The 25,136-nt window shown below is 29.7% G+C and carries 23 protein-coding genes, 1 tRNA gene and 1 rRNA gene; 23 read left to right on the top strand and 2 right to left on the bottom strand.

The genetic code is table 11. The features are described 5' to 3' along the window. The 11 genes from rrf to J2Z24_RS10740 form a co-directional block, all read left to right on the top strand. A 5S ribosomal RNA gene (gene rrf / locus J2Z24_RS10790) occupies positions 1-90 on the top strand; the annotation flags it as partial. A 13-nt stretch (positions 91-103) separates the two neighbouring features. Continuing rightward, positions 104-178, top strand: a tRNA-Asn gene (locus J2Z24_RS10785). 200 nt (positions 179-378) lie between these two features. Then, positions 379-1,776: a sigma-54 interaction domain-containing protein gene (locus J2Z24_RS10780; RefSeq protein WP_035151085.1), complete on the top strand. Its 1,398-nt coding sequence runs from the start codon at positions 379-381 to the stop codon at positions 1,774-1,776. Positions 1,777-2,062: 286 nt separating this feature from the next. Further along, positions 2,063-2,353 (top strand): 2-amino-4-oxopentanoate thiolase subunit OrtA, encoded by a 291-nt coding sequence (ortA, locus tag J2Z24_RS10775; protein WP_111947839.1) that lies wholly within the window; start codon positions 2,063-2,065, stop codon positions 2,351-2,353. A gap of 32 nt (positions 2,354-2,385) precedes the next feature. Continuing rightward, positions 2,386-3,798: a 2-amino-4-oxopentanoate thiolase subunit OrtB gene (ortB, locus tag J2Z24_RS10770; protein WP_035151089.1), complete on the top strand. Its 1,413-nt coding sequence runs from the start codon at positions 2,386-2,388 to the stop codon at positions 3,796-3,798. Between the two features lie 11 nt (positions 3,799-3,809). Then, complete coding sequence (locus tag J2Z24_RS10765) at positions 3,810-4,175, top strand: ornithine aminomutase subunit alpha (protein WP_035151092.1); 366 nt, start codon at positions 3,810-3,812, stop codon at positions 4,173-4,175. Further along, positions 4,175-6,379 carry a D-ornithine 4,5-aminomutase subunit OraE gene (gene oraE, locus J2Z24_RS10760; RefSeq protein ID WP_035151094.1) on the top strand — a complete coding sequence of 735 codons (2,205 nt, stop codon included), beginning with the start codon at positions 4,175-4,177 and terminating at the stop codon, positions 6,377-6,379. The genes J2Z24_RS10765 and oraE overlap by 1 nt, the downstream gene beginning before the upstream one ends. Positions 6,380-6,451: 72 nt before the next feature. After that, positions 6,452-7,816: a GlmL-related ornithine degradation protein gene (locus tag J2Z24_RS10755; protein ID WP_035151096.1), complete on the top strand. Its 1,365-nt coding sequence runs from the start codon at positions 6,452-6,454 to the stop codon at positions 7,814-7,816. 45 nt (positions 7,817-7,861) lie between these two features. Next, complete coding sequence (gene orr, locus J2Z24_RS10750; protein WP_035151100.1) at positions 7,862-8,959, top strand: ornithine racemase Orr; 1,098 nt, start codon at positions 7,862-7,864, stop codon at positions 8,957-8,959. A gap of 45 nt (positions 8,960-9,004) precedes the next feature. Beyond that, positions 9,005-10,060, top strand: coding sequence for a 2,4-diaminopentanoate dehydrogenase (gene ord, locus J2Z24_RS10745; RefSeq protein ID WP_242990852.1), 1,056 nt, complete (start codon positions 9,005-9,007; stop codon positions 10,058-10,060). Between the two features lie 37 nt (positions 10,061-10,097). Further along, positions 10,098-11,522, top strand: a complete 1,425-nt coding sequence (locus J2Z24_RS10740) for an amino acid permease (protein ID WP_035151103.1) — start codon at positions 10,098-10,100, stop codon at positions 11,520-11,522. A gap of 143 nt (positions 11,523-11,665) precedes the next feature. Here J2Z24_RS10740 and J2Z24_RS10735 read toward each other — a convergent pair whose 3' ends face one another. Beyond that, positions 11,666-12,520, bottom strand: a complete 855-nt coding sequence (locus tag J2Z24_RS10735) for a ComEC/Rec2 family competence protein (RefSeq protein WP_035151106.1) — start codon at positions 12,518-12,520, stop codon at positions 11,666-11,668. Positions 12,521-12,718: 198 nt separating this feature from the next. Here J2Z24_RS10735 and J2Z24_RS10730 point away from each other — a divergent pair, with 198 nt between their 5' ends. Continuing rightward, on the top strand, positions 12,719-13,438 hold the full coding sequence (locus J2Z24_RS10730; RefSeq protein ID WP_035151108.1) for a lysophospholipid acyltransferase family protein: 720 nt from the start codon (positions 12,719-12,721) through the stop codon (positions 13,436-13,438). A 57-nt stretch (positions 13,439-13,495) separates the two neighbouring features. Here the strand turns inward: J2Z24_RS10730 and J2Z24_RS10725 are convergent, their stop codons facing one another. Beyond that, on the bottom strand, positions 13,496-13,792 hold the full coding sequence (locus J2Z24_RS10725; RefSeq protein ID WP_035151110.1) for a hypothetical protein: 297 nt from the start codon (positions 13,790-13,792) through the stop codon (positions 13,496-13,498). A gap of 72 nt (positions 13,793-13,864) precedes the next feature. Between J2Z24_RS10725 and J2Z24_RS10720 the strand changes: the two genes are divergently transcribed. From J2Z24_RS10720 to J2Z24_RS10670, 11 genes are all read left to right on the top strand, one after another. Further along, positions 13,865-14,296, top strand: coding sequence for a hypothetical protein (locus J2Z24_RS10720; RefSeq protein ID WP_035151114.1), 432 nt, complete (start codon positions 13,865-13,867; stop codon positions 14,294-14,296). Positions 14,297-14,331: 35 nt separating this feature from the next. Continuing rightward, positions 14,332-16,245, top strand: coding sequence for a sigma-54-dependent Fis family transcriptional regulator (locus J2Z24_RS10715; protein ID WP_035151116.1), 1,914 nt, complete (start codon positions 14,332-14,334; stop codon positions 16,243-16,245). A gap of 222 nt (positions 16,246-16,467) precedes the next feature. Then, on the top strand, positions 16,468-16,767 hold the full coding sequence (locus tag J2Z24_RS10710) for a UxaA family hydrolase (RefSeq protein WP_035151118.1): 300 nt from the start codon (positions 16,468-16,470) through the stop codon (positions 16,765-16,767). Beyond that, complete coding sequence (locus J2Z24_RS10705) at positions 16,767-17,924, top strand: UxaA family hydrolase (RefSeq protein WP_035151121.1); 1,158 nt, start codon at positions 16,767-16,769, stop codon at positions 17,922-17,924. Before J2Z24_RS10710 ends, J2Z24_RS10705 begins: the two co-directional genes overlap by 1 nt. A 107-nt stretch (positions 17,925-18,031) precedes the next feature. Continuing rightward, positions 18,032-18,985, top strand: coding sequence for a 2-keto-3-deoxygluconate permease (locus J2Z24_RS10700; protein WP_035151123.1), 954 nt, complete (start codon positions 18,032-18,034; stop codon positions 18,983-18,985). Positions 18,986-19,009: 24 nt separating this feature from the next. Further along, a complete protein-coding gene (locus tag J2Z24_RS10695; protein ID WP_035151126.1) occupies positions 19,010-20,230 on the top strand; it encodes a four-carbon acid sugar kinase family protein in 1,221 nt (406 codons plus the stop codon). Continuing rightward, complete coding sequence (gene pdxA / locus J2Z24_RS10690; RefSeq protein WP_035151193.1) at positions 20,230-21,198, top strand: 4-hydroxythreonine-4-phosphate dehydrogenase PdxA; 969 nt, start codon at positions 20,230-20,232, stop codon at positions 21,196-21,198. The genes J2Z24_RS10695 and pdxA overlap by 1 nt, the downstream gene beginning before the upstream one ends. 146 nt (positions 21,199-21,344) lie before the next feature. Beyond that, positions 21,345-22,265 carry an N-acetylmuramic acid 6-phosphate etherase gene (gene murQ / locus J2Z24_RS10685; RefSeq protein WP_035151127.1) on the top strand — a complete coding sequence of 307 codons (921 nt, stop codon included), beginning with the start codon at positions 21,345-21,347 and terminating at the stop codon, positions 22,263-22,265. Positions 22,266-22,604: 339 nt separating this feature from the next. After that, positions 22,605-23,414: an ABC transporter substrate-binding protein gene (locus J2Z24_RS10680; RefSeq protein WP_035151129.1), complete on the top strand. Its 810-nt coding sequence runs from the start codon at positions 22,605-22,607 to the stop codon at positions 23,412-23,414. Positions 23,415-23,638: 224 nt separating this feature from the next. Beyond that, entirely contained in the window at positions 23,639-24,445 is an 807-nt protein-coding gene (locus J2Z24_RS10675) for an ABC transporter substrate-binding protein (protein WP_035151132.1), read from the top strand. A gap of 35 nt (positions 24,446-24,480) precedes the next feature. Continuing rightward, the gene (locus J2Z24_RS10670) at positions 24,481-25,128 is read left to right on the top strand and encodes an amino acid ABC transporter permease (RefSeq protein ID WP_035151135.1); all 648 of its coding nucleotides are present in this window, start codon (positions 24,481-24,483) and stop codon (positions 25,126-25,128) included. Positions 25,129-25,136: the final 8 nt, after the last annotated feature.

Genomic DNA, 25,136 nt, shown 5'->3' with positions numbered 1-25,136 from the left:
CCCGTTCCCATACCGAACACGATGGTTAAGCTTCAAAGCGCTGATGGTACTGCAGGGGAGGCCCTGTGGGAGAGTAAGTCGTTGCCAGGTTAAATATTAATGTTCCGTGGTAGCTCAATGGTGGAGCATTCGGCTGTTAACCGAAGGGCTGGAGGTTCGAATCCTCTCCACGGAGCCATTTTTATTTTTTTGTATAATTTATAGCAACTTAATAATTATTCTTAATGAATTAGATTTAAAAAGCCTAGAAAGGCTTATTTTTTTTATAAAAATTTATTTAAAGTTAAGAAGTACTTGATACTATTAATTTAAGACATTGATAAAACGTAAAATAAATCCTATAATTTAAATATATGTAAGGATGGAGAGGGAGATAATATGGTTGATAATTTATCCAATGTAGAAAAAATACTACAACATTTACTGGATAATTTGGATGAGGGAATTCATATTGTAGACTCTGGTGGCAGAACTATATATTATAATAAAAGTATGGGACGAGTTGAAGGAATAAATCCTGAAAAAGTTTTAGGAAAAAAAATTAATGAATATTTAGAGAGCGTAAAGGAGAATACATCTACTCTTATGAGAGTATTGAAGACAGGAGATAAAATAGTAGATTTGATACAACACTATAGTAATGAAAATAATAAAGAAGTTACTACAATAAATACTACTATACCAGTTACGGTAAATGGAAAAAATATAGCGGCTATTGAGATAGCAAAAGATATGACTCAGCTTAAGGAGCTAACAGAATGTATATATAAATTGAAAAAAAATAATAAAAAAGTTGACAATTATTTTACTTTTGATGATATATATGGTACTGGTGAAGTTATGAAAAATGTTATAGAGAAAGCAAAACGAGCAAGTATATCAAATTCACCGATTTTAATATATGCAGAAACTGGATGTGGTAAAGAGGTATTTACACAAAGCATTCATTATGGAGGATTAAGACGAAATAAACCTTTTATACCTGTAAATTGTGCAGCTATTCCAGCCCCATTACTTGAAGGAATACTTTTTGGAACATCAAAAGGAAGTTTTACAGGAGCAGAGAATAAAAAAGGTTTATTCGAAGAAGCCAATCGTGGAACTATCTTGCTAGATGAGGTGAATTCTATGGAACCTTATTTACAATCTAAACTTTTAAGAGTGCTTCAAGATGGGTACATAAGACCTATAGGAAGCAATAGGATAATAGAAGTAGATGTAAGAGTAATAGCTACATTAAATGAAGAACCAGAAAAACTTATAGAAATAGGTAAACTTAGAAAAGATTTTTATTATAGATTAAGTGTTATAAGAATAAATATTCCACCATTAAGAGAAAGAAAAGAAGATATATCAATGCTTGTAAAAAAATTTATTGAATATTATAATAAAAATTTAGGAAAGAATATCCAAAGATTAGATGAAGAAGTTATGGAAAAGCTTTTAGAATATAATTGGCCGGGAAATATAAGAGAATTGAAAAATGTAATTGAATCAGCTATGAATATGGTAAATGGTGACTCAATATTAAGTAGAAAACATTTTGAGTCTAGAATATTTAATAATTGTTTTGAAGAAAGCAACATAGATAATATTAATAATTTAAATATTGATGAAAATTTTGATTTAGAAAAATATATTAGTAATATAGAAAGTACTATAATAAAGAAAGTATTAAATTGCAATAATCATAATATTAGTAAGGCTTCAAAACAATTGAATTTATCAAGACAGAGTTTGCAATATAAGATAAAAAAATATAGTATAAGGTCATAGAATAAGCGTAAAACAATTTATATAAAATATTTAGAAAATATAATAAATTTAAATAATGCAAAAAATTTTGCTAATAGAAGCAAAATTTTTTGCATTACATATAATTTTATAGAATATTGAATTGTATTTCCAAATTTAATAGTAAATATAAAGATTTAGTGCAAAATATTTTGCACTAATATTACACTTGGACATGAAAAGTCGCATGGACAGGTGTTTTTTTAATTGGCATATAAATTGCTTTATAAAATTGTATGAAGAATAAGTTTATGGTAGGTGAAAGTTTATGATAAAAAAAGGCACATGGGTTGAAGTTGAGGAGATTGTTTTAGCTCCAGAAGATAGAGCTAAAAATATACCTGAAGAAACAAGAAAAACTCCATTAAAATGTTGGATAAGAGGAAATTGTTTAGATGATTGTGACATAGGAAGTGAAGTGCAAGTAGAAACCGTTGTAGGAAGAATAGTTAAAGGAAAAGTTGTAGAGGTAGAACCGGGGTATTATCATTCCTTTGGAAAATATGTAAAAGAAATAGAATATATAGGGAGAGAAGCAAGGGCGCTCATTAAAAAATGAGAATTAAAGTTGAAATAAGGAGGTAATAAAAATTGAATAAATATGAAGAGCTTATGAAAAGGAAAAATGAAATAATGCTTAAGTCTGTAGGAATTGATTATGATAAATATGAAATTGGAAAATTGTCATTTGATTATGAAAAACTTATGGAGGATGTAGGATATTCTATAGATGAAATTAAGAATATTCAAGGAGAGGCTGGAGTAGGAAATACTCCTTTGCTAGAACTAAGAAATATTACAAATTTAGCTAAAAAAGTATCTAAAACAGGGAGGGCTGCTAGAATTTTTGTAAAAGATGAAAGTTGTAATCCATCAGGAAGTTTTAAAGATAGAAGAGCTAGTGTATCTGTATATGACGCAATGAAGAGAGGATATAAGGGAGTTGCTGCAGCTACATCTGGTAACTATGGAGCAGCAGTAGCATCACAAGCTAATATAAGAGGACTTAAATGTATAATAGCTAATGAATGTTATGATTCGAGAAAAATAGGACAACCAGAAATATTGGAAAAGGGAAGAAAATGTGAAGGTTATGGTTCAGAAGTTCTTAGGTTAACTGTAGGGCCAGAATTATTTTATACTTTCTTAAAAATCCTTGAAAATACAGGTTATTATAATGCTTCTTTATATTCATCCTATGGTATAGCAGGTATAGAAACATTGGGTTATGAAATAATGGAAGAGTGCAGAGAAAAGTTTGGTAGAGAACCTAAGGCTATAGTTGTAACCCATGCAGGGGGAGGAAATACTACAGGAACAGCAAGAGGAGTTATAAAATCAGAAGGAAATAATACAAAAATAATAGGTGCATCTGTAGACCTTTCAGGATTGCACATGGCATCTGATATAGCATTTAATAAGAAATCTTTTACAACAGGACATACTGGTTTTGGAATTCCTTTTATGACTAATCCGGATAGATCAGATGTGCCAAGAAGTGCAGCAAGACCATTAAGATATTTAGATAGGTATGTAACAATAAGTCAAGGAGAAGTATTCTGGATGACTGAGCTTTTAGCTCAATTAGAAGGATTAGAAAGAGGACCAGCAGGAAATACTTCATTAGCAGCGGCATTTGCAATCGCTCAAGAGTATGAAGATGATGAAATATTAGTTGTGCAAGAAACGGAATATACAGGGGCGGGAAAACATTTGATACCACAGCTTAATTTTGCAAAAGAAAATGGAATTCAGGTTATGGTAGGAGATCCTAAAGATCAAGTTCCTGGCGAAAACATAATACTACCTTCCCATCCTAAATTAGTATCTGTAACGGATATGAATATGAATGAATTAAGAAAGTCTTATTTGAATAATGCAATTAAAAAAGTAAGTAATAATAGAGTTTATGATATAGATGTGGAGTTCTTATGTAAAGAGACAAAAATGTGTAAAGAAGATGTTATAAAAATATTAAAAAATAATGATTTCAAAATAGATTAGGAGGCCAATTTATGAAGAGAGAAGATGATTTCGAAAAGAGAAGAGAAGATATAAAGAATCTAACAGATAAAGAGTTGTATGAAAGATTTTGGAGTCTTACTGAACAAATTGTTAAACCATTAGTAGATTTATCATATACACATACATCACCAGCTATCGAGCGCTCTGTATTATTAAGAATGGGATTTTCAAGTTTGGAAGCTAAACCTATAGTAGATTATGGTACAAAGTGGAACTTGTTAGGAAAAGGAATGGGTAATGTAGTATTAACTTATGCAAAATTGAAGGGAAAAGATTATTTAAAAGCAGGAGAGGAATTAGCTAAGGGAATAGGATGGGATTTAGTTATTAATAACATGAAAGGCGGTGAAAAATAATGGCTGAAAATTTACATGAAGACAGAAAACTTAATGTGGAAGAGATATTAAAGGATTTAGATAAATATGAACCAAAGTGGAGAGGATGGCATTGGAGAGAACCTTATGAAGAAGGAGAAATGGGTGAATTCACGTATAAAGAAATATCACAGCCGCTAAAAAACAGCCAACCTTTACCAGCAGCTAGAAGTTTTAATGGTATAGATCCTCAACCATTACCTGTGATTACTACAGAAATAGCGTCAGGAAGATTTGAAGATGATTTAAGAAGAATGAGAATGGCTGCATGGCATGGGGCAGATCATTTAATGGTTATAAGAACAGCAGGGCAAAGTCATTTTGATGGATTAATAGAAGGAACACCAGAAGGTGTAGGAGGAGTTCCAATCACTAGAAAACAAGTAAGAGCTACAAGAAAAGCTATAGATTTAATAGAAGAAGAAGTGGGAAGAAAAATTAATTTTCACTCTTATGTTTCTGGGGTTGCGGGACCAGATATAGCAGTTATGTTTGCGGAAGAAGGAGTAAATGGAGCACATCAGGATCCACAATATAATGTTTTATATAGAAATGTAAATATGTTTAGATCTTTTGTAGATGCAGCAGTGGCTAAACATATTATGAGTTATGTTGGTATGCTTCAAATAGATGGAGCCCATAATGCTAATGCAACAGCAATGAAAGGATATAATGTAATGCCAGAACTTATGGTACAGCATGCTATAAATGCAAAGTTTTCTGAAATGGTTGGAATGAAACCAGAAAATATTTCATTATCTACTGTACCACCTACGTCAGCTCCAGCTCCTTGTATGAGATACGATTTACCTTATGCAGTAGCTTTAAGGCAGATATTTGATAAATATAAAATGAGGGCTCAAATGAATACTAAATATATAGAATCCTGTGAAAGAGAAGCCACTGTTGGTCATACCTTAAATTTGTTAATATCAGAATTAACTTCTGCTGATATACAGAGCACTATAACTCCTGATGAAGGAAGAAATGTTCCATGGCATTATAACAATATACATGCTGTGAATACTGCAAAACAAGCATTTATAGGCATGGATGGTTTGAAAGACATGGTAGAACTTAAAAAAACAGGATATTTATTAGATAGAGTAAGGGAGTTAAAAGAAAGAGCTGTTTTATTTCTAGAAGAGATTATAGAAGTAGGTGGATATTTTAAAGCTGTTGATGAAGGGTTCTTTGTAGATTCTGGATACTATCCAGAAAGAAATGGTGATGGAATTGAAAGGAAAATGGATGGGGGAGACGCCGTTGGAACTATAGTAAAAAGAGAAGATGACTATTTTGCACCGGTTTGTGCTCATTTTGGTTATAACAATATACCAAAAGAATATGAAAGATCTTGTGAAGCAATAAATGAATGTACTTTGTGTAATCATTCAAAGATTAAATATATAGATGAACTTGATGAAAATGATAATGTATTTAAAAGAATTGAAAAGGTTAGAGAAGATGGGACAGTAGTTCCGGAAGTTCAATGGTCTAAGGACGGATATGTAAAGGTTACCTTATTTTTACCTGAAAATGAACAAATAAGTGAAGCAGCAGCTATTGAAATGGGCAAAAGAATGAACTTAAAAGATGTAGAGATTATTCACAAACAGATTATGCAAAAGGCTGAAGGAACTTTAGTTGAAATAAAAGGAGTATGTGATTTTGATCCAGTTAAACGTAATGAATTAGTTTTGCCAAAAAGGAGAAAAGTTTTACCAGATAGCGTTATGAGAGAATATGTTAGAGAACACCCAGTAAAAGTTGTTGCTGCTACAGTAGGGGAAGATGAACATTCTGTTGGCTTGAGAGAAGTTATTGATATTAAGCATGGTGGAGTTGAGAAATTTGGTATAGAAGCAATTTATCTAGGAACATCATGTCCTGTAGAAAAGCTTGTAGATGCATCTATAGAATCAAAAGCACAAGCAATATTATGTAGTACTATAATTACCCACAATGATGTGCATATAAAAAATATGCAAAAATTGCATGATTTATGTGTTGAGAAAGGTGTAAGAGATAAATTAATGCTTATATCTGGTGGAACACAAGTTACGGATGAAATAGCTAGGGAACATGGTATGGATGTTGGATTTGGAAGAGGTTCTAATGGTACAGATGTTGCATCCTTTATAATAAAAAAATTAATGGGGCTTAATCCCAATGAAGAAGAGTAAATTAGTTTATATAACTGCTAGATACAGAAATAATTTAAGAAAATTTTACAGGAATTAAAGTGGAGGATTGTTATGAAAGTAGATTATCTAGTAGCGGAAATTGGAAGTACCACTACCTTAGTAACAGCTTTTAATATAAGAAAGAATAAAGATAAGAAAATATTTGTAGAAGCTGCTTTTCAAGGGAAGAGTTGCACTACAGTATTAGAAGGAGATGTAAATATAGGATTAAAAAATGCAGTAAAAGATATTGAAAATAAAATAGGCGAATCTCTTAGTTGGCAAAAGATGCTTGCAACTAGTAGTGCAGCAGGAGGACTTAAAATTACTGTTCACGGACTTATGGAGAAGATGACTGTTAAAGCAGCTAAAGAAGCTGCACTAGGTGCTGGTGGTATTATTAAAATGGTAACTTCAGGTAAAATGAGAAAAAATGATATAAAAGTAATACATGAAATAAATCCCAATTTGATAATAATTGCAGGAGGAACGGACTATGGAGAAAGAGAAACAGCTCTTTATAATGCAGAACTTATAAGTAGAGAAAAGTTTAATAAGCCTATTATATATTGTGGTAATATTGAAAATAGAGAAGAAATAAAAGAAATATTTAAAGATGAAGAATTATATGTAATTGATAACGTTTACCCAAACGTAGACGAGTTAAATGTGGAGCCTGCTAGAAAAATAATACAAGAAGCTTTTGAAAAAAACATTGTAAAGGCTCCAGGAATGAATAAAATAAAGGACATGGTAAATGGAAGTATAATGCCCACTCCTGGAGCGGTTATGGAAAGTTCAAAGATTCTTTATGATATGATAGGAGACTTAGTGGTAATTGATGTTGGAGGGGCTACAACAGATGTTCATTCTGTTACAGATGGAAGTTCAGTAGTGCTAGATATGCTGGTAAGTCCAGAACCTAAAGCTAAAAGAACAGTAGAAGGAGACATTGGGGTATTTGTTAATAGAAAAAATGTAATAGACTTATTGGATATTAGAGATTTAGGAGAAATTGAAAAAGAATATATAGATAGGCATATAAAAGCTATACCTATACAAAAAGAAGACGTTAATGCAAGCTGTTTATTAACTAAAAAGGCAGTAGAAATAGCAGTAAATAGGCATGTAGGAACTATAAGAAGAAAATATGGTGGAGAAAGTGGGTTTATAGCTTATGGGAAAGATTTGTCTCAAGTTAAGTATATCATTGGTACCGGCGGAGCACTTACAAGACTTCCAGGAGGAGAAAAAGCCCTTTTAAATATAAGATATTTAAAAGATGATGTTACTATGCTTCCAAGAAAAGGCGCAAAGGCATTATTAGATAAACATTATATAATGGCTTGTGCAGGTGTTTTAAGTAGGGAAAATGAGGAAGTAGCAAAATCTCTTTTAAGGCAAAGTTTAAATATAACTAAAGACATGGAGAAGTAGTATGCATTTAAAATAAATGTTAACAATTAAAAGGAGAATCTCACTATGAGAAAAGAATATCCATGTATAGAAATCAATTTATCAAAAATATCACACAATGTAAAGAAAATTTTATCTATGTGTAAAAATAGGGAAATAGAAGTGGTTGGAGTAACTAAAGTTTTTTGTGCAGAATTACCTATTGTAGAAGCTATCTTAGGTGCAGGGATAACTCAAATTGGTGATTCTAGAGTGCAAAATTTAAAGAAGATAGAAAACATGAATTGTAAAAAGATGCTACTTAGAATTTCTATGGAAAGTGAAGCAAAAGAAGTAGTAAGATATAGTGATGTTAGTTTAAACTCAGAGTTAGATACTATAAAAATATTAGAAAAGGTAGCAAAAGTCATGAATAAAATACACAATATTATACTTATGGTGGATATTGGAGATTTAAGAGAAGGAGTTTTGATAGAAGATGTAATTGATACTGTTAAAGAAATAATAAAATTAGAAAATATAAATTTAGTAGGATTAGGAACTAATGTCACTTGCTATGGAGGGGTAATTCCTGAAAAAGACAATTTAATGGAATTAGTTAAATTAAAAAATGAAATTAAGAATGTATATAAAATTGATTTGCCTATAATTTCGGGAGGTAACTCAAGTAGTCTTTATATGGTGATGAATAATACTATACCAAAAGAAATAAATCAGTTAAGAGTGGGAGAAGGCATAGTTTTAGGAAGAGAAACTTCTTTTGGACGTCCAATACCAAACTGTTATGATGATGCTTTTATATTAAAAGCGGAAATAGTAGAGATAAAGAATAAGCCTACACTTCCTACTGGAAGAATAGGTATGGATGCTTTTGGTAATAAACCTCATTTTGAAGACAGGGGGGTAAGAAAAAGAGCAATTGTGGCAGTTGGAAGACAAGACATAAAAGTGGATGGCATTTTTCCAGTAGACAAAAATATAAGTATTTTTGGTGCAAGTAGTGATCATTTACTTTTAGATGTAACAGATAGTAGGGAAGCCTTGAAAGTAGGAGATATAATAGATTTTAAAATGAATTATGGATGTATTCTTGCATCTATGACTTCAAATTATGTAAAAAAGTATTATGTGAAAGAAAGAGAGTATTTAACAACTAATTTCTGATTGATTTAGGTGGTTTTAAAAATAATTTTATTTGGAGGGGTTAATGTGAAAAGAAAAATAAAGGTTATAGTTTGGGGATTAGGATCTATGGGAAGCGGAATTGCTAAAATGATATTAGGAAAAAAGGGATTTACAATTGTAGGAGCTATAGATATGGATCCTAATAAAGTTGACAAAAAACTTTATGAAGTATTATCAGTAGAAAAAAATGAAGACAATAATTGTATAATCACTGATAAAGCTGAAGAAGTTGTAAAAAAGGGTTTTGCAGATGTATGTATAATAGCTACAGCTTCATTTACAAAAACGGTATTTCCACTTATAAAAATGGCAGCAGAAGCTGGAATGGATATTGTTACAACAGCTGAAGAGATGTCATATCCAAGAGCTTTAGACCCAGAATTATCAGATGAAATGGATAAAATAGCTAAAGATAATAAGGTTTCTATATTGGGAACTGGAGTAAATCCTGGATTTATAATGGATTTGATGGTTATTGCATTAACAGGAGTATGTGATACTGTAGATAAAATAAATGTAACTAGAATAAATGACCTTGCTTGTTTTGGAAAAGCAGTTATGGTGGAACAGGGAATAGGGCTTAAACCAGAAGAATTTAAAGAAGGAGTAAAAAATGATACTGTAGCTGGACATGTAGGATTCATACAATCCTTTGGAATGTTTGAAGAGGCATTTAATATTAAGCTTAATAATATAAGACAGGAAAAGGAACCAATAATAACAAATGTTCCTCGTACTACAGAGGTGGCTTCCGTTAAATTGGGAGATGTTGCAGGATGTAGACAATTAGGATATGCAAGTTTAAAAGATAAAGAATTTATTGTAATGGAACATCCTCAGCAGATAAGACCAGAGTTGGAAAAAGTGGATACAGGAGATTATATTTCTATTAAAGGATGTCCTAATATTGATCTTCAAATAAAGCCTGAAATACCAGGAGGAATTGCTACAATAGCTATATGTGTAAATATGATACCCCATGTAATGAATGCAACGCCAGGTTTGAAAACCATGTTAGATTTACCAGTTCCAAGAGCAATAATTAGTGATGTTAGAGAATTAGTAGAACACAGAGAATAATGAAATAAAAAAATATTTGGGGATGTGAGGTATTGAAATGGGGGAAAATAGTGATAAAAAGCTGGGATTAGGTTTATTAATAGCATTAGGAATAGGCTCTATGATTGCTTCAGGTATTTTTAATGGACCAACAGATTTGGTTATGTATTCTAATCCACAAGCTGTTCTTATAGCATGGTGTATAGGGGTATTTGGAGTAATAATGTTGGCATTAGTATTCAACATACTTTCTAATAAAAGACCTGAGTTAAAAGGCGGTATTTATTCTTATGCTAGAGCTGGATATGGAGAGTTTGTAGGATTTAATTGTGCATGGGGTTATTGGATGAGTTCTTTTTTAGGAAATGTTTCTTTTACTATTTTAATATTTAAAACTATTAATAGCTTAATTGGTGAACAATATAAAATGCCTCCAATTGTTGCTTTTACATTGGGATCAGCTTTATTATGGTCTTACTATTTTATAATAAGAAGAGGAATAAAAGAGGCTGGTGTACTCAATGTAATAATAACAATTGCTAAAGTTATACCTTTAATATTAGTAATTATATTTGGAATAATGGCTTTTGAAAGTGGTATATTTAATGTTTTTGATTGGAAAAATATTTTAGCATCTACTGGTGAGGCGACTACTATAGGTAAACAGGTAAGCGGAGCCATGGGAACTGTACTATGGTGCTTTGTAGGTGTTGAAGCTTTAGTAGTTTTATCAGATAGAGCTAAAACTCAAAAAATAGTTGGAAAGGCTACAGTAATTGCATTATTGGCTACTGCAGCACTTTATGTAGCTATATCTATATTAGCTATGGGAGTTGTACCAGCTTCAACTTTAGCAAAATCAACAACGCCTCTAGCAGACGTTTTAGAACTCACTACTCTTGGAAAAGTTGGTGGAGTAATAATAAAACTAGGAATTATAATTTCAAATATTGGGGCATTACTTTGTTGGAATCTACTAACTACTGAAATACTATATGTACCAGCGGTTCAAGATGATTTAATGCCTCAGTGGTTTAAGAAGACTAATGAAAAGAATGTTCCTATCAATGCACTGTTATTTACAATAATAGCAATACAAATATTCTTATGTTCACTACTTTCACCAGCTTTACAAAAAGGATATTATGTAGCAACTCATGTAGCTACTACTAATATACTATTACCTTATTTAATGTCCTCAATGTTTGCTTTTAAGGTTTTTAAAAATGAGAAAGGATGTATTAAAGAAAAAGTTATATCTTTAATATCTATTATTTATTCAGTCTATGTTATTTATGCTGTTGGAATTGCATATTTAGGATTAGCATTTATTATGTATTCAACTGGGTTGATTATATATATCAAAGGTAAAAAAGAAAAAAATCAGAGTATAACAAAAAGAGAAAAAAATTCTATGGCAGTGTTACTTGCTATATCAGTTTTTATGATAATATTAGTTGCTACTGGCAAAATATCTGTATAGTCTATCATAATCATTTTTAAGCAAACTGTAATTTAAAGCTTAGAAGCACTTAAGTTTAAATTGAGAAGCTATGAAATATAGTTTTAACACTATAAATTCATAGCTTCTATTTTTTCATATTTAAATAATATTTTATTGATAAGTTATTTTATTAACTTTTGTATGCCCTTTCCATCACATGTAAACACAATATTTCCATCAATGTCTGTTCTATATAACTTTATATTTTTTTTCTTTATTTTAGATATAGTTTTTTTATTAGGGTGACCAAATTTGTTGTTTTTTCCACAACTTACTATGGCTATTTTAGGAGAAGTTTTTTCTAAAAAAGAGTCTGTAGTGGAAGTGCTACTGCCATGGTGACCAAGTTTTAGCACATCACATTTTAAGTCATGACAATTTTGGATCATTTCATTTTCGCTTAAAGCTTCAGCATCACCAGTAAATATAAAACTACAGTTTTTATATGTTAATTTCAAAACTGCTGAATAATTATTTATATTATCATAATTAATATTGTTTGGAGCGATAAATTCACAATAAATGTTAGGATAAAAATTTATCCGATTATTTGCTTTAGCCACTTTTATTTTTAAATTATTATCTATTAATGCATTTACCATATCATTAAAATAGCTATTATTAGAAGTAATTTTTGGAGCATAAAAATTTTCTATAGTAAATTTTCTTATTATTTCTGACATAGATCCTATATGATCTTCATGAGGATGAGTGGCAATTACATAATTTAGTTTTTTGATTTTTTGATTTTTTAGATATTTTATTAAGTATTTACTTTTTTCTTTAGAGCCAGAATCAATAAGCATATGTTTATTATTTATTGAGATTAATATGCTATCTCCTTGACCTATATCTATATAATGTATTTTTAAAATATTATCATTTGATATATTATTAAAGCTATAAGATGAACATGCTTTTAATGGAATGAAATAGATTATTATTAGAAATAATATAAATATTTTTTTCTTATTCATATGAACTCCTATATAATTTTTCTATGTATAGTATAAAATTATATCCAGAAAGTTGTCTTTAAATCAAATAATTTATAAACATATTCATATATGCTATAATAGAATGAAACTTAAATAATTATATTTGATATAATTCAGTAAAATAAGCAATACAATAAGAGAAATAAATATTTTTATAAAGGATAGGAGCGAAAACTTATGAGCAATTTTATATTTTATTTAAAATTAGCAATTTATATGATAGGAAGTTTAATTAGAAAGACAAAGGTTGAAAAAATAAGAAAAAATAATGGAGATAAGGCGGCAGAAGAATATATATATAATAATGTTTTGGATTGGGCAACATTTATAGTAAATGAAACTGGTGTAAATATAAAAGTAGAAGGAATGGAGAATTTACCAGAGGGAAGCTGTCTTTATGTATCAAATCATCAAAGTCTATTTGATATACCAGTTTTATTAGCAGGTATAAAAAAACCTATGGGTTTTATTGCTAAAAAAGAGTTAGAAAAAATAAAGGCAATAAGTGGGTGGATGAAAGAAATACATTGTGTGTTTATGGATAGGAGTAATGTGAGAGAATCAATAAAAGCTATAAATGAAGGTGTAGAGAATTTAAAGAATGGACATTCTATGGTTATATTTCCAGAAGGTACTAGAAGTAAAGGACCTAGTCTTGGAGAATTTAAAAAAGGAAGTATGAAGTTAGCTATTAAAGCAGAAGTGCCCATAGTACCTATAGCAATTGATGGAACTTATAAAGCAAGAGAGGGCAACAAAGGAAATAAAATAACTTCAGCAGATGTTAAAATTACTATAGCTAAGCCTATAAATGTAAAAGAACTTACTAAAGAAGAGAAAAGTAATTTGTCAGAGAATATAAGAAATATATTAAATGAAATATTAAAGTATGAATAATTTATAAATATATAGAGCTTAGATATTTGAGTGAAAAATTTCTAGGCTCTATACTTTCTATTTGATTAATAACTTTTGTAAAGCAGAGATGCTATTTTGAATTTCTATGTTTTTATTTTTCATTTTATTACATTGAATATCTAAATCTTTATTTAAATTTTTTAAAGATAAAACATTATTATAAAGATTATTTTTAACATGAATTTTTTCTTCTAATACAGGGTTATATAATGCCTCTATGGATTTTTGTTTATCCATAAAAATATTTACTTTTTTATTAATTTTAACCCATAAGTGTTTTAAATTTTTATGTAGATTTGATATAATTGATAATAACCTATCATGAATGTTCAAATTACCACCTCACTTATTCATATATATAATATTTTACACCATAATTAAACATAAACAAGGATGGATAAATTAATGTTTAGTAAGTTTTATGCAAAAGTAAAGCAAAATAGGCTAGAGGAATTAGATAAAAAAATAAAAGAATATAAAGAAGAAATTGAAAAACTAAAAGATATTACGGAAGGAAAAAATAAAGAATTACAACATTTAAAGCTTGATAACGAAATTCTTATGGAAAAGTATTCACGACTTATGCAATTAATTTTAGATAGAGGTATAGCTATAGATATAATTAATAAAAACTATAAAATAAAAGAATGGGACAATCTATATTTAGTGGAAAAAAACAATTTAATAAGTATTTGTTCTAAAAATAATGAAGAAATAAAGATGTTTACTAAAGAGGAAAGCTATGAGATAAAAAATCTCATTAAGAGTAGAGAATATAGTATTGTAGTTACTAGAGTTGAGAAGAAATTTATAAAAATTCAGTTTAGGTTTAAGTAATAAAATTCTTTAGTAATGGGGGTAATAGTTATTTTATGAGGGATATAGTTTTAGTAGCACCTTTTACTAATTTGTATCAGTTAAGCAACCAAATAATTGAAGAAAAAGGATACAATAATATAGAAGTAGTATTAGGGGATCTAAGTGAAGGTGTAGAACAAGCTAAAAAGGCAGTACAAAATGGTGCCAGGATATTAATTTCTAGAGGGATAACCTATACTATGATAAAAAGTATAGTAAATGTTCCAGTAGTTGAAATTAAAATGAACTCTTTTGATATATTAAGAGGATTCAAAAATGTGATTCATTATAAAGGAAAGATAGGGGTTGCAGGGTATAAAAATATTATGCAAGGGGCAAAAGTAATAAAAGATATACTAAATTTAAACATAGTTGAGATTCCAATAGAAAAACAAGAGTGCGCAGAAGAGAAAATAAAATATTATGTTGATCAAGGAATAAAAGTTTTTGTAGGAGATACTATAGGATGTAAAGTTCCAAGAAAACTACAGTGTACAAGTTATATTATAACATCTGGAACAGAAGCTATTATTGATGCTATACAAGAAGCAAGAAGAATTCTTAGTATGTCTAAAATTGAAAAAGAAAGAGCAGAAAGATTTAAAACAGTAATAGATTTTGTTGATGATGGAATAATTTCTATAGATAATAAAGGAGAGATATCTATTTTTAATTCTGTAGCACAAAAGATATTAGGAATAGAGGCAAAGGATGCAATTGGTAAAAATATAGCAGATATAATAAGTGATAGTAAACTTATGCAAGTACTTAAAAGTGGTGAAACTCAGTTAGGAGAAATACAGGAAATAAAAAGATCAAAAATAGCTACTAATAGAATTCCTATAATTGTAGATAATGAAATAAATGGAGCAGTTGCTACTTTTAAGGATATAACAGAGATTCAAGAATTAGAAAAGAAAGTTAGAGTTAATTTAAGCAAGAAGGGTTTTTTAGCTAAATATAATTTCTCAGATATAATTTATAAATGTGAAAGTATAAAGAAATGTATATTAAAGGCACAAAAATACAGTAAATTTGATTCTCCGGTACTTATAATGGGACCGTCGGGAGTGGGAAAAGAATTATTTAGTCAAAGTATACATAATTATAGTAATAGAAAAAAAGGACCTTTCGTGGCAATAAATTGTGCAGCATTACCACCTAACTTAATTGAAAGTGAGCTTTTTGGATATGTAGAAGGAGCTTTTACTGGAGCAGTTAAAGGAGGTAAAGCTGGATTATTTGAACTTGCTCATGGAGGGACTATTTTTTTAGATGAGATTGGAGAATTACCTTTAGATATTCAAGGAAGACTTTTAAGAGTTATACAAGAAAAACAGGTAATGAGAATAGGAGATGATAAAGTAATTCCCATAGATGTAAGAGTGATAAGTGCTACAAATAAAAATTTAAGAGAAATGGTTGAGAAAAATACTTTTAGAGAAGATCTTTATTTTAGAATAAATACATTATTTTTAGATATACCACCTTTGAATAAGAGAAAAGAAGATATAATTGAAATTAGTAAGTTTTTTATAGAAAAGTATTCTAATAGATATGATAAAAATATCAATGGAATATCCAAACATGCAATAGATTTAATACTGAGCTATGATTATAAGGGAAATGTAAGAGAGCTTCAGGGGATAATAGAAAGAGCTGTAATACTTTCTGAAAATAATGAATTACAACCTGAGGATATAATTATAGAAGACAGTAATTTTTATAATTTAGATAATAAGTTTAATCATAAAGATATATCACTAGATTTGAATTCTTTATATATAGTTTATGATGATAAAAGTTTAAAAGAAATTGAGAATGAATATATAAAGTTTGTATTAGACAAATATAATGGTTCTGTTAGTAAAACCTCTGAAATTTTAAATATTAACAGAAGTACCATATGGAGAAAGTTAAAGAAATAAATAGAACTAGATGATGCATTATGCATCATCTAGTTCTATTTTTATAAAAATTTACGTTGCATAATAAAACTCAAATACAAATATATTTTAAATATGTTAAAAACTTAAAGTAAATAAATGCCGAAAATAGTAGGTATAACAAAGTTTTACAATTTAAGATTAGTATTGGCATGTAACTTGCTATAAATTATAAACTGTAATAAAAATTAGGAGGGATAATCTATGTTGAAATTTGCAGTGGTAGCTAATGAAAATGATAATGTTGCGACTACAGTAAAAGATTTAAAGAAAGACCAAGAAATATTAGTAGATATTTTTGGAGTTGAAAAAAAGATAAGGTTGAATGAGGATATTCCTTTTGGTCATAAGTTTGCAATAAAAGACATAAAAGAACATAGTGAAATAATAAAATATGGAGAAGAAATAGGACAAGCAACTAAAAACATAGCTATAGGAGATTATGTACATGTTCACAATGTAGTAAGTGAAAGAGGAAGAGGAGATTTGGAGGTGCAAAAATAATGAAAATTTATGGATATAGAAGAGAAAATGGAAAAGTAGGTATAAGGAATCATATATTGGTTATCCCTGCATCTGTCTGTGCTAGCGAAGTAGCAGCTAGAATAGCAAATCATGTAAATGGTGCAGTAGCTATTCCTAATCAACACGGATGCTGTCAGGTAGGCCCAGATTTAGATTTAACAGGTAATGTATTAATTGGACTTGGAAAGAATCCTAATGTAGCAGCAGTTTTAGTTGTGGGCTTAGGATGTGAAGGAGTACCAGCAAAGAAAGTAGCAGAAGAGATAGGAAAAACAGGTAAAAGATCAGAATGTATAATCATACAAGAAAATGGAGGAACATTAAATACAGAAGCACAGGGAATAAAAATTTTAAGAGAAATGGCAGAAGAAGTAGGGAAGATGAAAAAAGAAGAAATAGATATATCTGAGATAACTCTTGCTATAGAGTGCGGAGGATCAGATACTACCTCAGGATTAGCATCAAATCCGTCTGTGGGATATGCTTCAGATAAATTAGTTGATTGTGGTGGAACGTCTATTTTCTCAGAAACAACAGAATTTATAGGAGCAGAACATATTTTAGCCAAAAGAGCAGTAACTAAAGAAATTGGAGATAACATATTAAAGATAGTTTCAGATTGTGAGAAAAAAGCTATGACTATGGGAGTTGACATGAGAGGAGGACAACCTACCCCAGGAAATATCCAAGGAGGACTTACTACTATAGAAGAAAAGTCATTAGGTTGCATATATAAAGGAGGAACTAGACCTATACAAGGAGTTTTAGAGTATGCTGAAATTCCAGAAGGTAAAGGACTTTATATTATGGATACTCCGGGACAAGATATAGAATCTATTACAGGAATGACAGCAGGGGGAGCTCAAATAGTTGTATTTACCACTGGAAGAGGAACACCAACAGGGTCTCCTATAGCTCCAGTAATTAAAGTTACAGGTAATCCAGATACTTTTAAGATGATGAAGGATAATATTGATATAAATGCCGGTACTGTAATAGAAGGAATTAAAACTATACAGGACATAGGAGAAGAGATTTTTGAAGAAATGTGTGAGGTAATAAACGGAAAACTTACTAAAGCAGAAGCTTTGAATCATAAAGAATTTGGTATATATAAACTTATATCAACTTTTTAACCATAAAACTGGGTCTGTCGCATTAAGGGAATTTACACACAATATATTGTAGGATTTATTCTTAGTGCGACGGCCCTAAAAAATGAATTAAAAAGAGAGGGAAAGACATGAAAATATTAAAAAATGTACAAAAGGTACCAGGTGGATTAATGGTTATTCCATTATTGTTGGGAGCTACTATTAATACATTATTTCCACAGATTTTAAATATAGGTGGATTTACAACAGCATTATTTAAACAAAGTGCTACAGCACTAATTGCTTTATTTGTATTGTGTAATGGAGCACAAATAGATATAAAACAGGCAGGAAAGCCTTTATATAAAGGAATTATATTAACTCTTACAAAATTTGTTATTGGTGCATTTATAGGATGGTTTATAGGTAAAACATTTGGCCATGCTGGAATATTAGGATTAACTCCTTTAGCTCTTGTGGCAGCCATAACTAACTCAAATGGTGGATTGTATGCAGCTTTAGCAGGTCAATATGGGGATTCTACAGATGTGGGTGCCATTTCCATATTATCATTAAATGATGGACCTTTTTTTACTATGTTAGCATTTGGAATTTCAGGACTTGCTAATATTCCATTTATAGCGCTAATAGCTGTTTTAATACCTATTTTAATTGGGTTTGTTCTAGGAAATCTTGACGAAGATATGAGAAAATTTTTAGCTAATGGACAAAGTTTGCTTATACCATTTTTTGCATTTCCATTAGGAGCAGCTTTAGATTTTAGAACTATTTTAAAGGCTGGATTACCTGGACTTATGTTAGGAGTTATAGTAGTTATTATAACAGGATTTGGAGGATATTTTTCTACAGCTTTATTTGGCAAAAAAAGAGCTGTAGGAGCAGCTATTGGTACTACTGCAGGTAATGCAGTTGGCACTCCAGCAGCTCTTGCATTAGCAGACCCTTCTTTAAATCCTTATGTTGCAATAGCTACAGCACAGATTGCAGCAGCAGTTATTGTAACTGCAATTTTATGTCCTTTGCTAGTATCATATCTTGACAAAATTGATAAAAGGAGAGAGAAAGTAGAAGTAAGTGCTTAGAAGCTATTTGGGAGGAGGAGCATCATGGAGGGATATCTTATAATTGCAGATGATTTTACAGGAGCAAATGATACAGGTGTTCAACTAAAAAAAAGAGGAATAAATACAGAGGTAATATTTAATATAGATGGAATTAGTAATGCTAGTAATAATAATTCTTATGTAATTGATACTGAAAGTAGAGGACTTACGGAACGTGAAGCCTATGAAAAGGTAAAAAGAGATATAAAACAATTATCTAATTATCAATTTCAATTTATATATAAAAAAGTAGATTCAACTTTAAGAGGAAATATATCAGCAGAGGTAAAAGCCATAGATGAAGAATATAAACCGGAAATTATTATTTTTGTACCGGCTTTTCCTGTAACAGGTAGAACTACTTTAGATGGAATTCATAGGTTAAATGGTAAAAGGATTTTAGACACGGAAATAGCAAAGGATCCCAAAAATCCTGTAATAGAGGATAATATATGTATTTTGTTACAAAAATGTTTTGAGGAAAAAGTAATTCATTACAATATATCTGAAATAAGAGATGATAAAATAGATTTAAATAATGGTAGAATCTATAGTTTCGACGTAGAAAATAACGATGACATGATTAAAATAGTAAGTGAAGTTCTAGTTACTGGTAAAAAAACCTTATGGGTAGGCTCAGCAGGAATGGCAGATACTATATTTAAAATAAAGAATCCATTTAAACCTTGTATTTGTATGGTTGGAAGTATAAGTGATGTATCTACGAAACAGTTGAAATATGCAGAGAAAAAGGGAATAGAAGTTATGAAAGTATCTATAGATAGGATATTAAATGGAGAAGATGAAAATCACTATGTACAATATGGTAAAAGTGTACTAATATCACATAAGGATTTAATAATTACTTCTGCATATAATAGAGAGGATTATGATAAAGCTATACAAGCAGGCAAAGAAAAAGGAATGACAAGAGAAGAAGTTAGTCAGTATACTCAAAAAATTTTAGGAAATATATTAGATAAGATTGTAGGAAAAGTAGAAATATCAGGGGTGTTTTTAACTGGAGGAGATACAGCTATAGGGTTTATAAATAATACTGGAGCTATATGTTTTAATATTATAGAAGAAATAATGACTGGAATACCATTAATGAAATTAAAAGGTGGCAAATATCATGGACTAAAAGTTATTACTAAAGCGGGTGCTTTTGGAGAAGAGAATGCCATATATTATTGCATGAAAAAAATAAAGGAGAATATATAATGAGTTTTATAGGAATAACTATGGGAGATCCTGCTGGAGTAGGACCAGAAATAGCACTAAAAGCATTAGGTAAATTCGAAGAGTATAGAAAAAAATCTATAATTTTTGGAAGCAAAAATGTACTACAGTATTATAAAGATTTATTAAATATTCAGTATAGATTAAATGTAATAAGTTCTATGGAGGATTTTGATGACAAATGCATAAATATAGTAAATGTATTGGACATTTCTATGAATGAATTTGAAATAGGTAAGGTTTTGGATGTATGTGGACATTGTGCTTTTAAATATATTGAAACTGCTACAAATTGGGCACTTCAGAATAAAATAAAGGCAGTAGTAACTGCCCCATTAAATAAAGAAGCATTACATCTTGGAGGGCATAATTTTGATGGACATACCGAAATTTTTGCTGCATTAACTGGTACTAAGAAATATGCTATGATGTTATGGAGTGAAGTTTTAAAAGTAATACATGTATCAACTCATGTTGCTTTAAGAGAAGCATGTAATATGACAACTAAAGAAAGAATATTAGATGTTATAAAGTTAGCTGATGAGACACTAAAAAACATGGGAATTGCATATCCAAGAATAGCAGTAGCTGGATTAAATCCTCATTCAGGAGAATCAGGGATTTTTGGTAATGAGGAAATGATAGAAATATATCCTGCAATAAAACAGGCTAGAGACATTAATATAAATGTTGAAGGACCTGTACCCCCAGACACTGTATTTTTAAAAGCATATAAAGGTCAATATGATATAGTAGTAGCAATGTATCATGATCAAGGGCATATTCCAATTAAGCTACTGGCTTTTGATTTAGGAGTAAATATAACTGTAGGATTGCCAATAGTAAGAACTTCTGTGGATCATGGAACTGCCTTTGATATTGCAGGAAAAGGAATTGCAAAAGAAGAAAGCATGGTAAATGCTTTGAAAGTTGCAGATATGTTTAAATAACAAGCACTTTTTAAAAGTGCTTGTTATTTTTTTGTTTATAATAAAATAATGTTTTTTTCATAGAAAGGCTTTTAAGTAATTGTATAATATGGAAAAATATCTTAAAATATAATTAGCATAATGGGGTAATTGGAGGAGGGAAACTTATGCAATATGACAGTTTGTCAAAATTGGTTACAGAAAATATAAATACTAATACTATTAATATAGACAAGGTTAGCACATATGATATTATAACAATGATAAGTGAGGAAGATAAAAAGGTAGCTTTTGCTGTAGAAAAATCAAAAGAAAATATTGCAAAAGCAGTAGATATGATATCAGAAAGAATTTTAAGAGGAGGAAGACTTATTTATATAGGAGCTGGAACTAGTGGAAGGCTTGGAATTGTAGATGCATCTGAATGTCCTCCTACTTTTGGAGTTAATTGTGAATTAGTTCAAGGTATTATGGCTGGAGGTAGTTCAGCTATTTTTAAAGCAGTAGAGGGAGCGGAAGATAGGGAAGAATTAGGAGAAGAAGACTTAATTAAATTAAAAGTTAAAGAAAATGATATAATATGTGGTATAGCTGCATCAGGAAGAACTCCTTATGTTATAGGGGGGATGAAGTATGCTAAAAAAATTAAGGCAGGTGTTATTTCTATAACTATGAACCCAGATAGTGAAATGGATAAAATAGCAGATATACCAATTTCAGTAGTGGTAGGACCAGAAGTTATTATGGGTTCTACTAGAATGAAAGCAGGTACTGCCCAAAAAATGATTTTGAATATGATAAGTACTGGAACTATGATAAAATTGGGGAAAGTTTATGGAAATTTAATGGTGGATTTACAAGCAACCAATAAAAAACTTAAAGATAGAGCTAAAAGAATTCTTATGTTATCTACAGGAATAAATTTAGAAGAAGCAGACAGTATTTTAATTAGCACAAATTATAATGTTAAATTAAGTATAGTTATGATTAAAACCGGATTGGACATGGAAAGATGTAATAAACTTTTAGAAAGTAATTTAGGACATGTACAAAAGGCTATTAATGAAGGAAATAAATCAAAAGTATAAAGAGAAGTTTATATTCAATTTAAATATTAATTATAGAAATACTATAAATAAAAACTGTTGTCTAGAATAGATAACAGTTTTTATTTATGTATTTTATTTATACATGAATGTATAAATATGCATATAGTTGTAGGAAAATTTAGAAAATAAAATATATTAAAAATAATAAAGAATATTGCAAACGGTTGCTTAAAAGTGTTTAATTTGTGTACAATGTAGTGAATAAAAAAATTAGATTTAATACAAAAAAATATAAAAAAAGTATTGCATAATTATTAAGAATTATGTATAATAATAATCACAAATTAAAAAACATTTGTTGGAAGGAGAAATGGGGCTATGAAAAAAATATTAGCATTAATTACAGTACTTGTTTTAGGAATAACTATTTTTACAGCATGTGGAAACAATAGTAAAAAAGATAAAGAAGATACTAAGAAGTTAAACTCATTAGAAAGAGTGAAAAAAGATGGAGTACTTACAATGGGGCTAAATGATACCTATCCACCAATGGAATTTAGAGATGAAAACCATAAATTAGTTGGTTTTGATATTGACTTGGGACAGGAAATTGGTAAAAAATTAGGTGTTAAAGTTGAAGTTAAAACAAATGATTGGAAAGGAATTATATTATCTTTAAAATCTAAAAAATTTGATATGATACTATCAACTATGAGTATAACTGAAGAAAGAAAAAAAGAAATAGATTTTTCACAGCCTTACATAGTTGGAGGACAGAGAATAGTAATTAAAAAAGATAACAATACTATTAAAGATGTAAAAGATTTAAAAGGAAAAGTAGTAGGATGTCAATTAGGTTCTACAGGAGAAAATTCAGCAAAAAAAATTGATGGAATAAAAGAACTTAAAAAATATGACGGAGTTACTGAAGCTTTTAATGATCTATCTGTAGGAAGAGTAGATGCAGTTATAGCAGATGGACAGGTAGGTGGATTTTATTTAAAGAAAAGAGGAGGAGACTTAATTCTTCTTGATGCTAAACTAACAGAAGAGCCAGTAGGAATTGGATTTAGAAAAGAAGATAAAGAACTTAGAGAAGCAGTTGATAAAGCATTAGGAGATTTAAAGAAAGAAGGTATTTTATCTAAACTATCAGAAAAATGGTTTGGATATGATATATATAAATAATTAATTTGCAGACCCCTTTTTATAAATATTATATGTAGCCCCTGTGTGAGCTTTTGCATGGGGGTAACAGCTTTGACAGAGTACAAATTATAAAGTACAGAGCAACAGATATAAAAGAAGGGGAATGCTGGTAGTAAGTTAATAAGATTAATTTAGTGAAGAGTAAAGAAACTCTTAACTCTTTACTTGTAATAAATAATATTTATAAAGGGGAGAAAACAATTATGAAAAAAGCGTTATCAATTTTATTAAGTCTTGTTGTTGTAGGGACATTATTTGTAGGATGTGGTAACTCAAGTAAAAAGGGAGAAGACAAGAAAGCTGTTAATACTTTAGAAAAAGTAAAGGAAGCTAAAAAGATAAAAATAGGTCTTGAAGATACTTATCCTCCAATGGAATTTAGAGATAATAAGAATGAATTAGTTGGATTTGATATTGATCTTTCAAAGGAAATTGCTAAAAAGCTTGGTGTAGAAACAGAATTTGTAATCACAGAATTTGGTGGACTTACAATGGCTTTAAATTCAGGGAAATTTGATATGTCAGCATCAGCTATAAGTATAACTGATAAAAGATCAAAAGAAGTAGACTTTACAAAGCCTTATGCTAAAGGTGGTCAAGTGGTTATAGTTAAAAAAGGTAATACTTCAATAAAAACTGAAGCAGATTTAAAGGGTAAAGTTGCAGGATGTCAGCTTGGAACAACAGGAGAAGAAGCAGCTAAAAAAATACAAGGATTAAAGGATTTAAAAACTTATGATAAAGCAACTCAGCCATTTCAAGATCTTGAAATAGGAAGAATAGATGCAGTAGTGGTAGATGAATTTGTTGGAAGATATTATTTAGCAAAACAGCAGAATAAATTTGATATAGCAGTAACTTTAAACCAAGAACCAATAGGAATAGCTTTTAAAAAAGGTGATAAAGAATTAAAAGATGAAGTGCAAAAGGCAATTGATGAATTAACAGAAGATGGAACAATGTCAAAGTTATCAATAAAATGGTTTGGAACAGATATTTATAAAAAGTAGAAAATAAGGTATTTATAAAAAGGGGGACTGGAGCTTTGGATATGAATCTTTTAAAAGAAATAGCTCCTATATTATTGAAAGCAAGTGGAAAAACAATTGAATTAACAGTTATTTCAGTAATTTTAGGAAGTTTAATTGGTATAATAGTAGCATTATTAAAATTATCTAAGAATAAAGTTATTTATGCAATAGCTTCATTTTATACATGGATTATTAGAGGAACACCTATGCTGTTACAGTTATTCTTTTTCTATTATGGATTACCATTTATGGGAATAGAATTAGAACCTATGACAGCAGCTATAATAGGATTGAGTTTAAATTCTGGTGCATATATGGCAGAAATAATAAGAGGTGGTATTTTAGCTGTAGATAAAGGTCAGTTTGAGGCTTGTAAAGCTCTAGGATTTACTTATGGTCAGACTATGACAAGGGTAGTATTGCCACAAACAGTAAAGGTATTAATACCTCCTGTAGGAAATGAATTTATAACTATGTTAAAGGATACATCATTAGTTTCTGCAATAGCAATGGAAGAACTTATGAGATCAGCGCAGCAAATATATTCAGCTAATTTTAGACCAATGGAACCATTTTTTATTGCAGCATGTATATATTTAGCATTAACAACAGTTTTCACAACACTTTTTGCTATATGGGAAAAGAGAGTATCTAGATATTAAGCTAGGAG

The sequence above is a fragment of the Clostridium tetanomorphum genome, from assembly GCF_017873215.1.
GTDB classification, from domain to species: domain Bacteria; phylum Bacillota; class Clostridia; order Clostridiales; family Clostridiaceae; genus Clostridium_AO; species Clostridium_AO tetanomorphum.
This window is presented reverse-complemented; position numbering and strand designations above follow the sequence as displayed.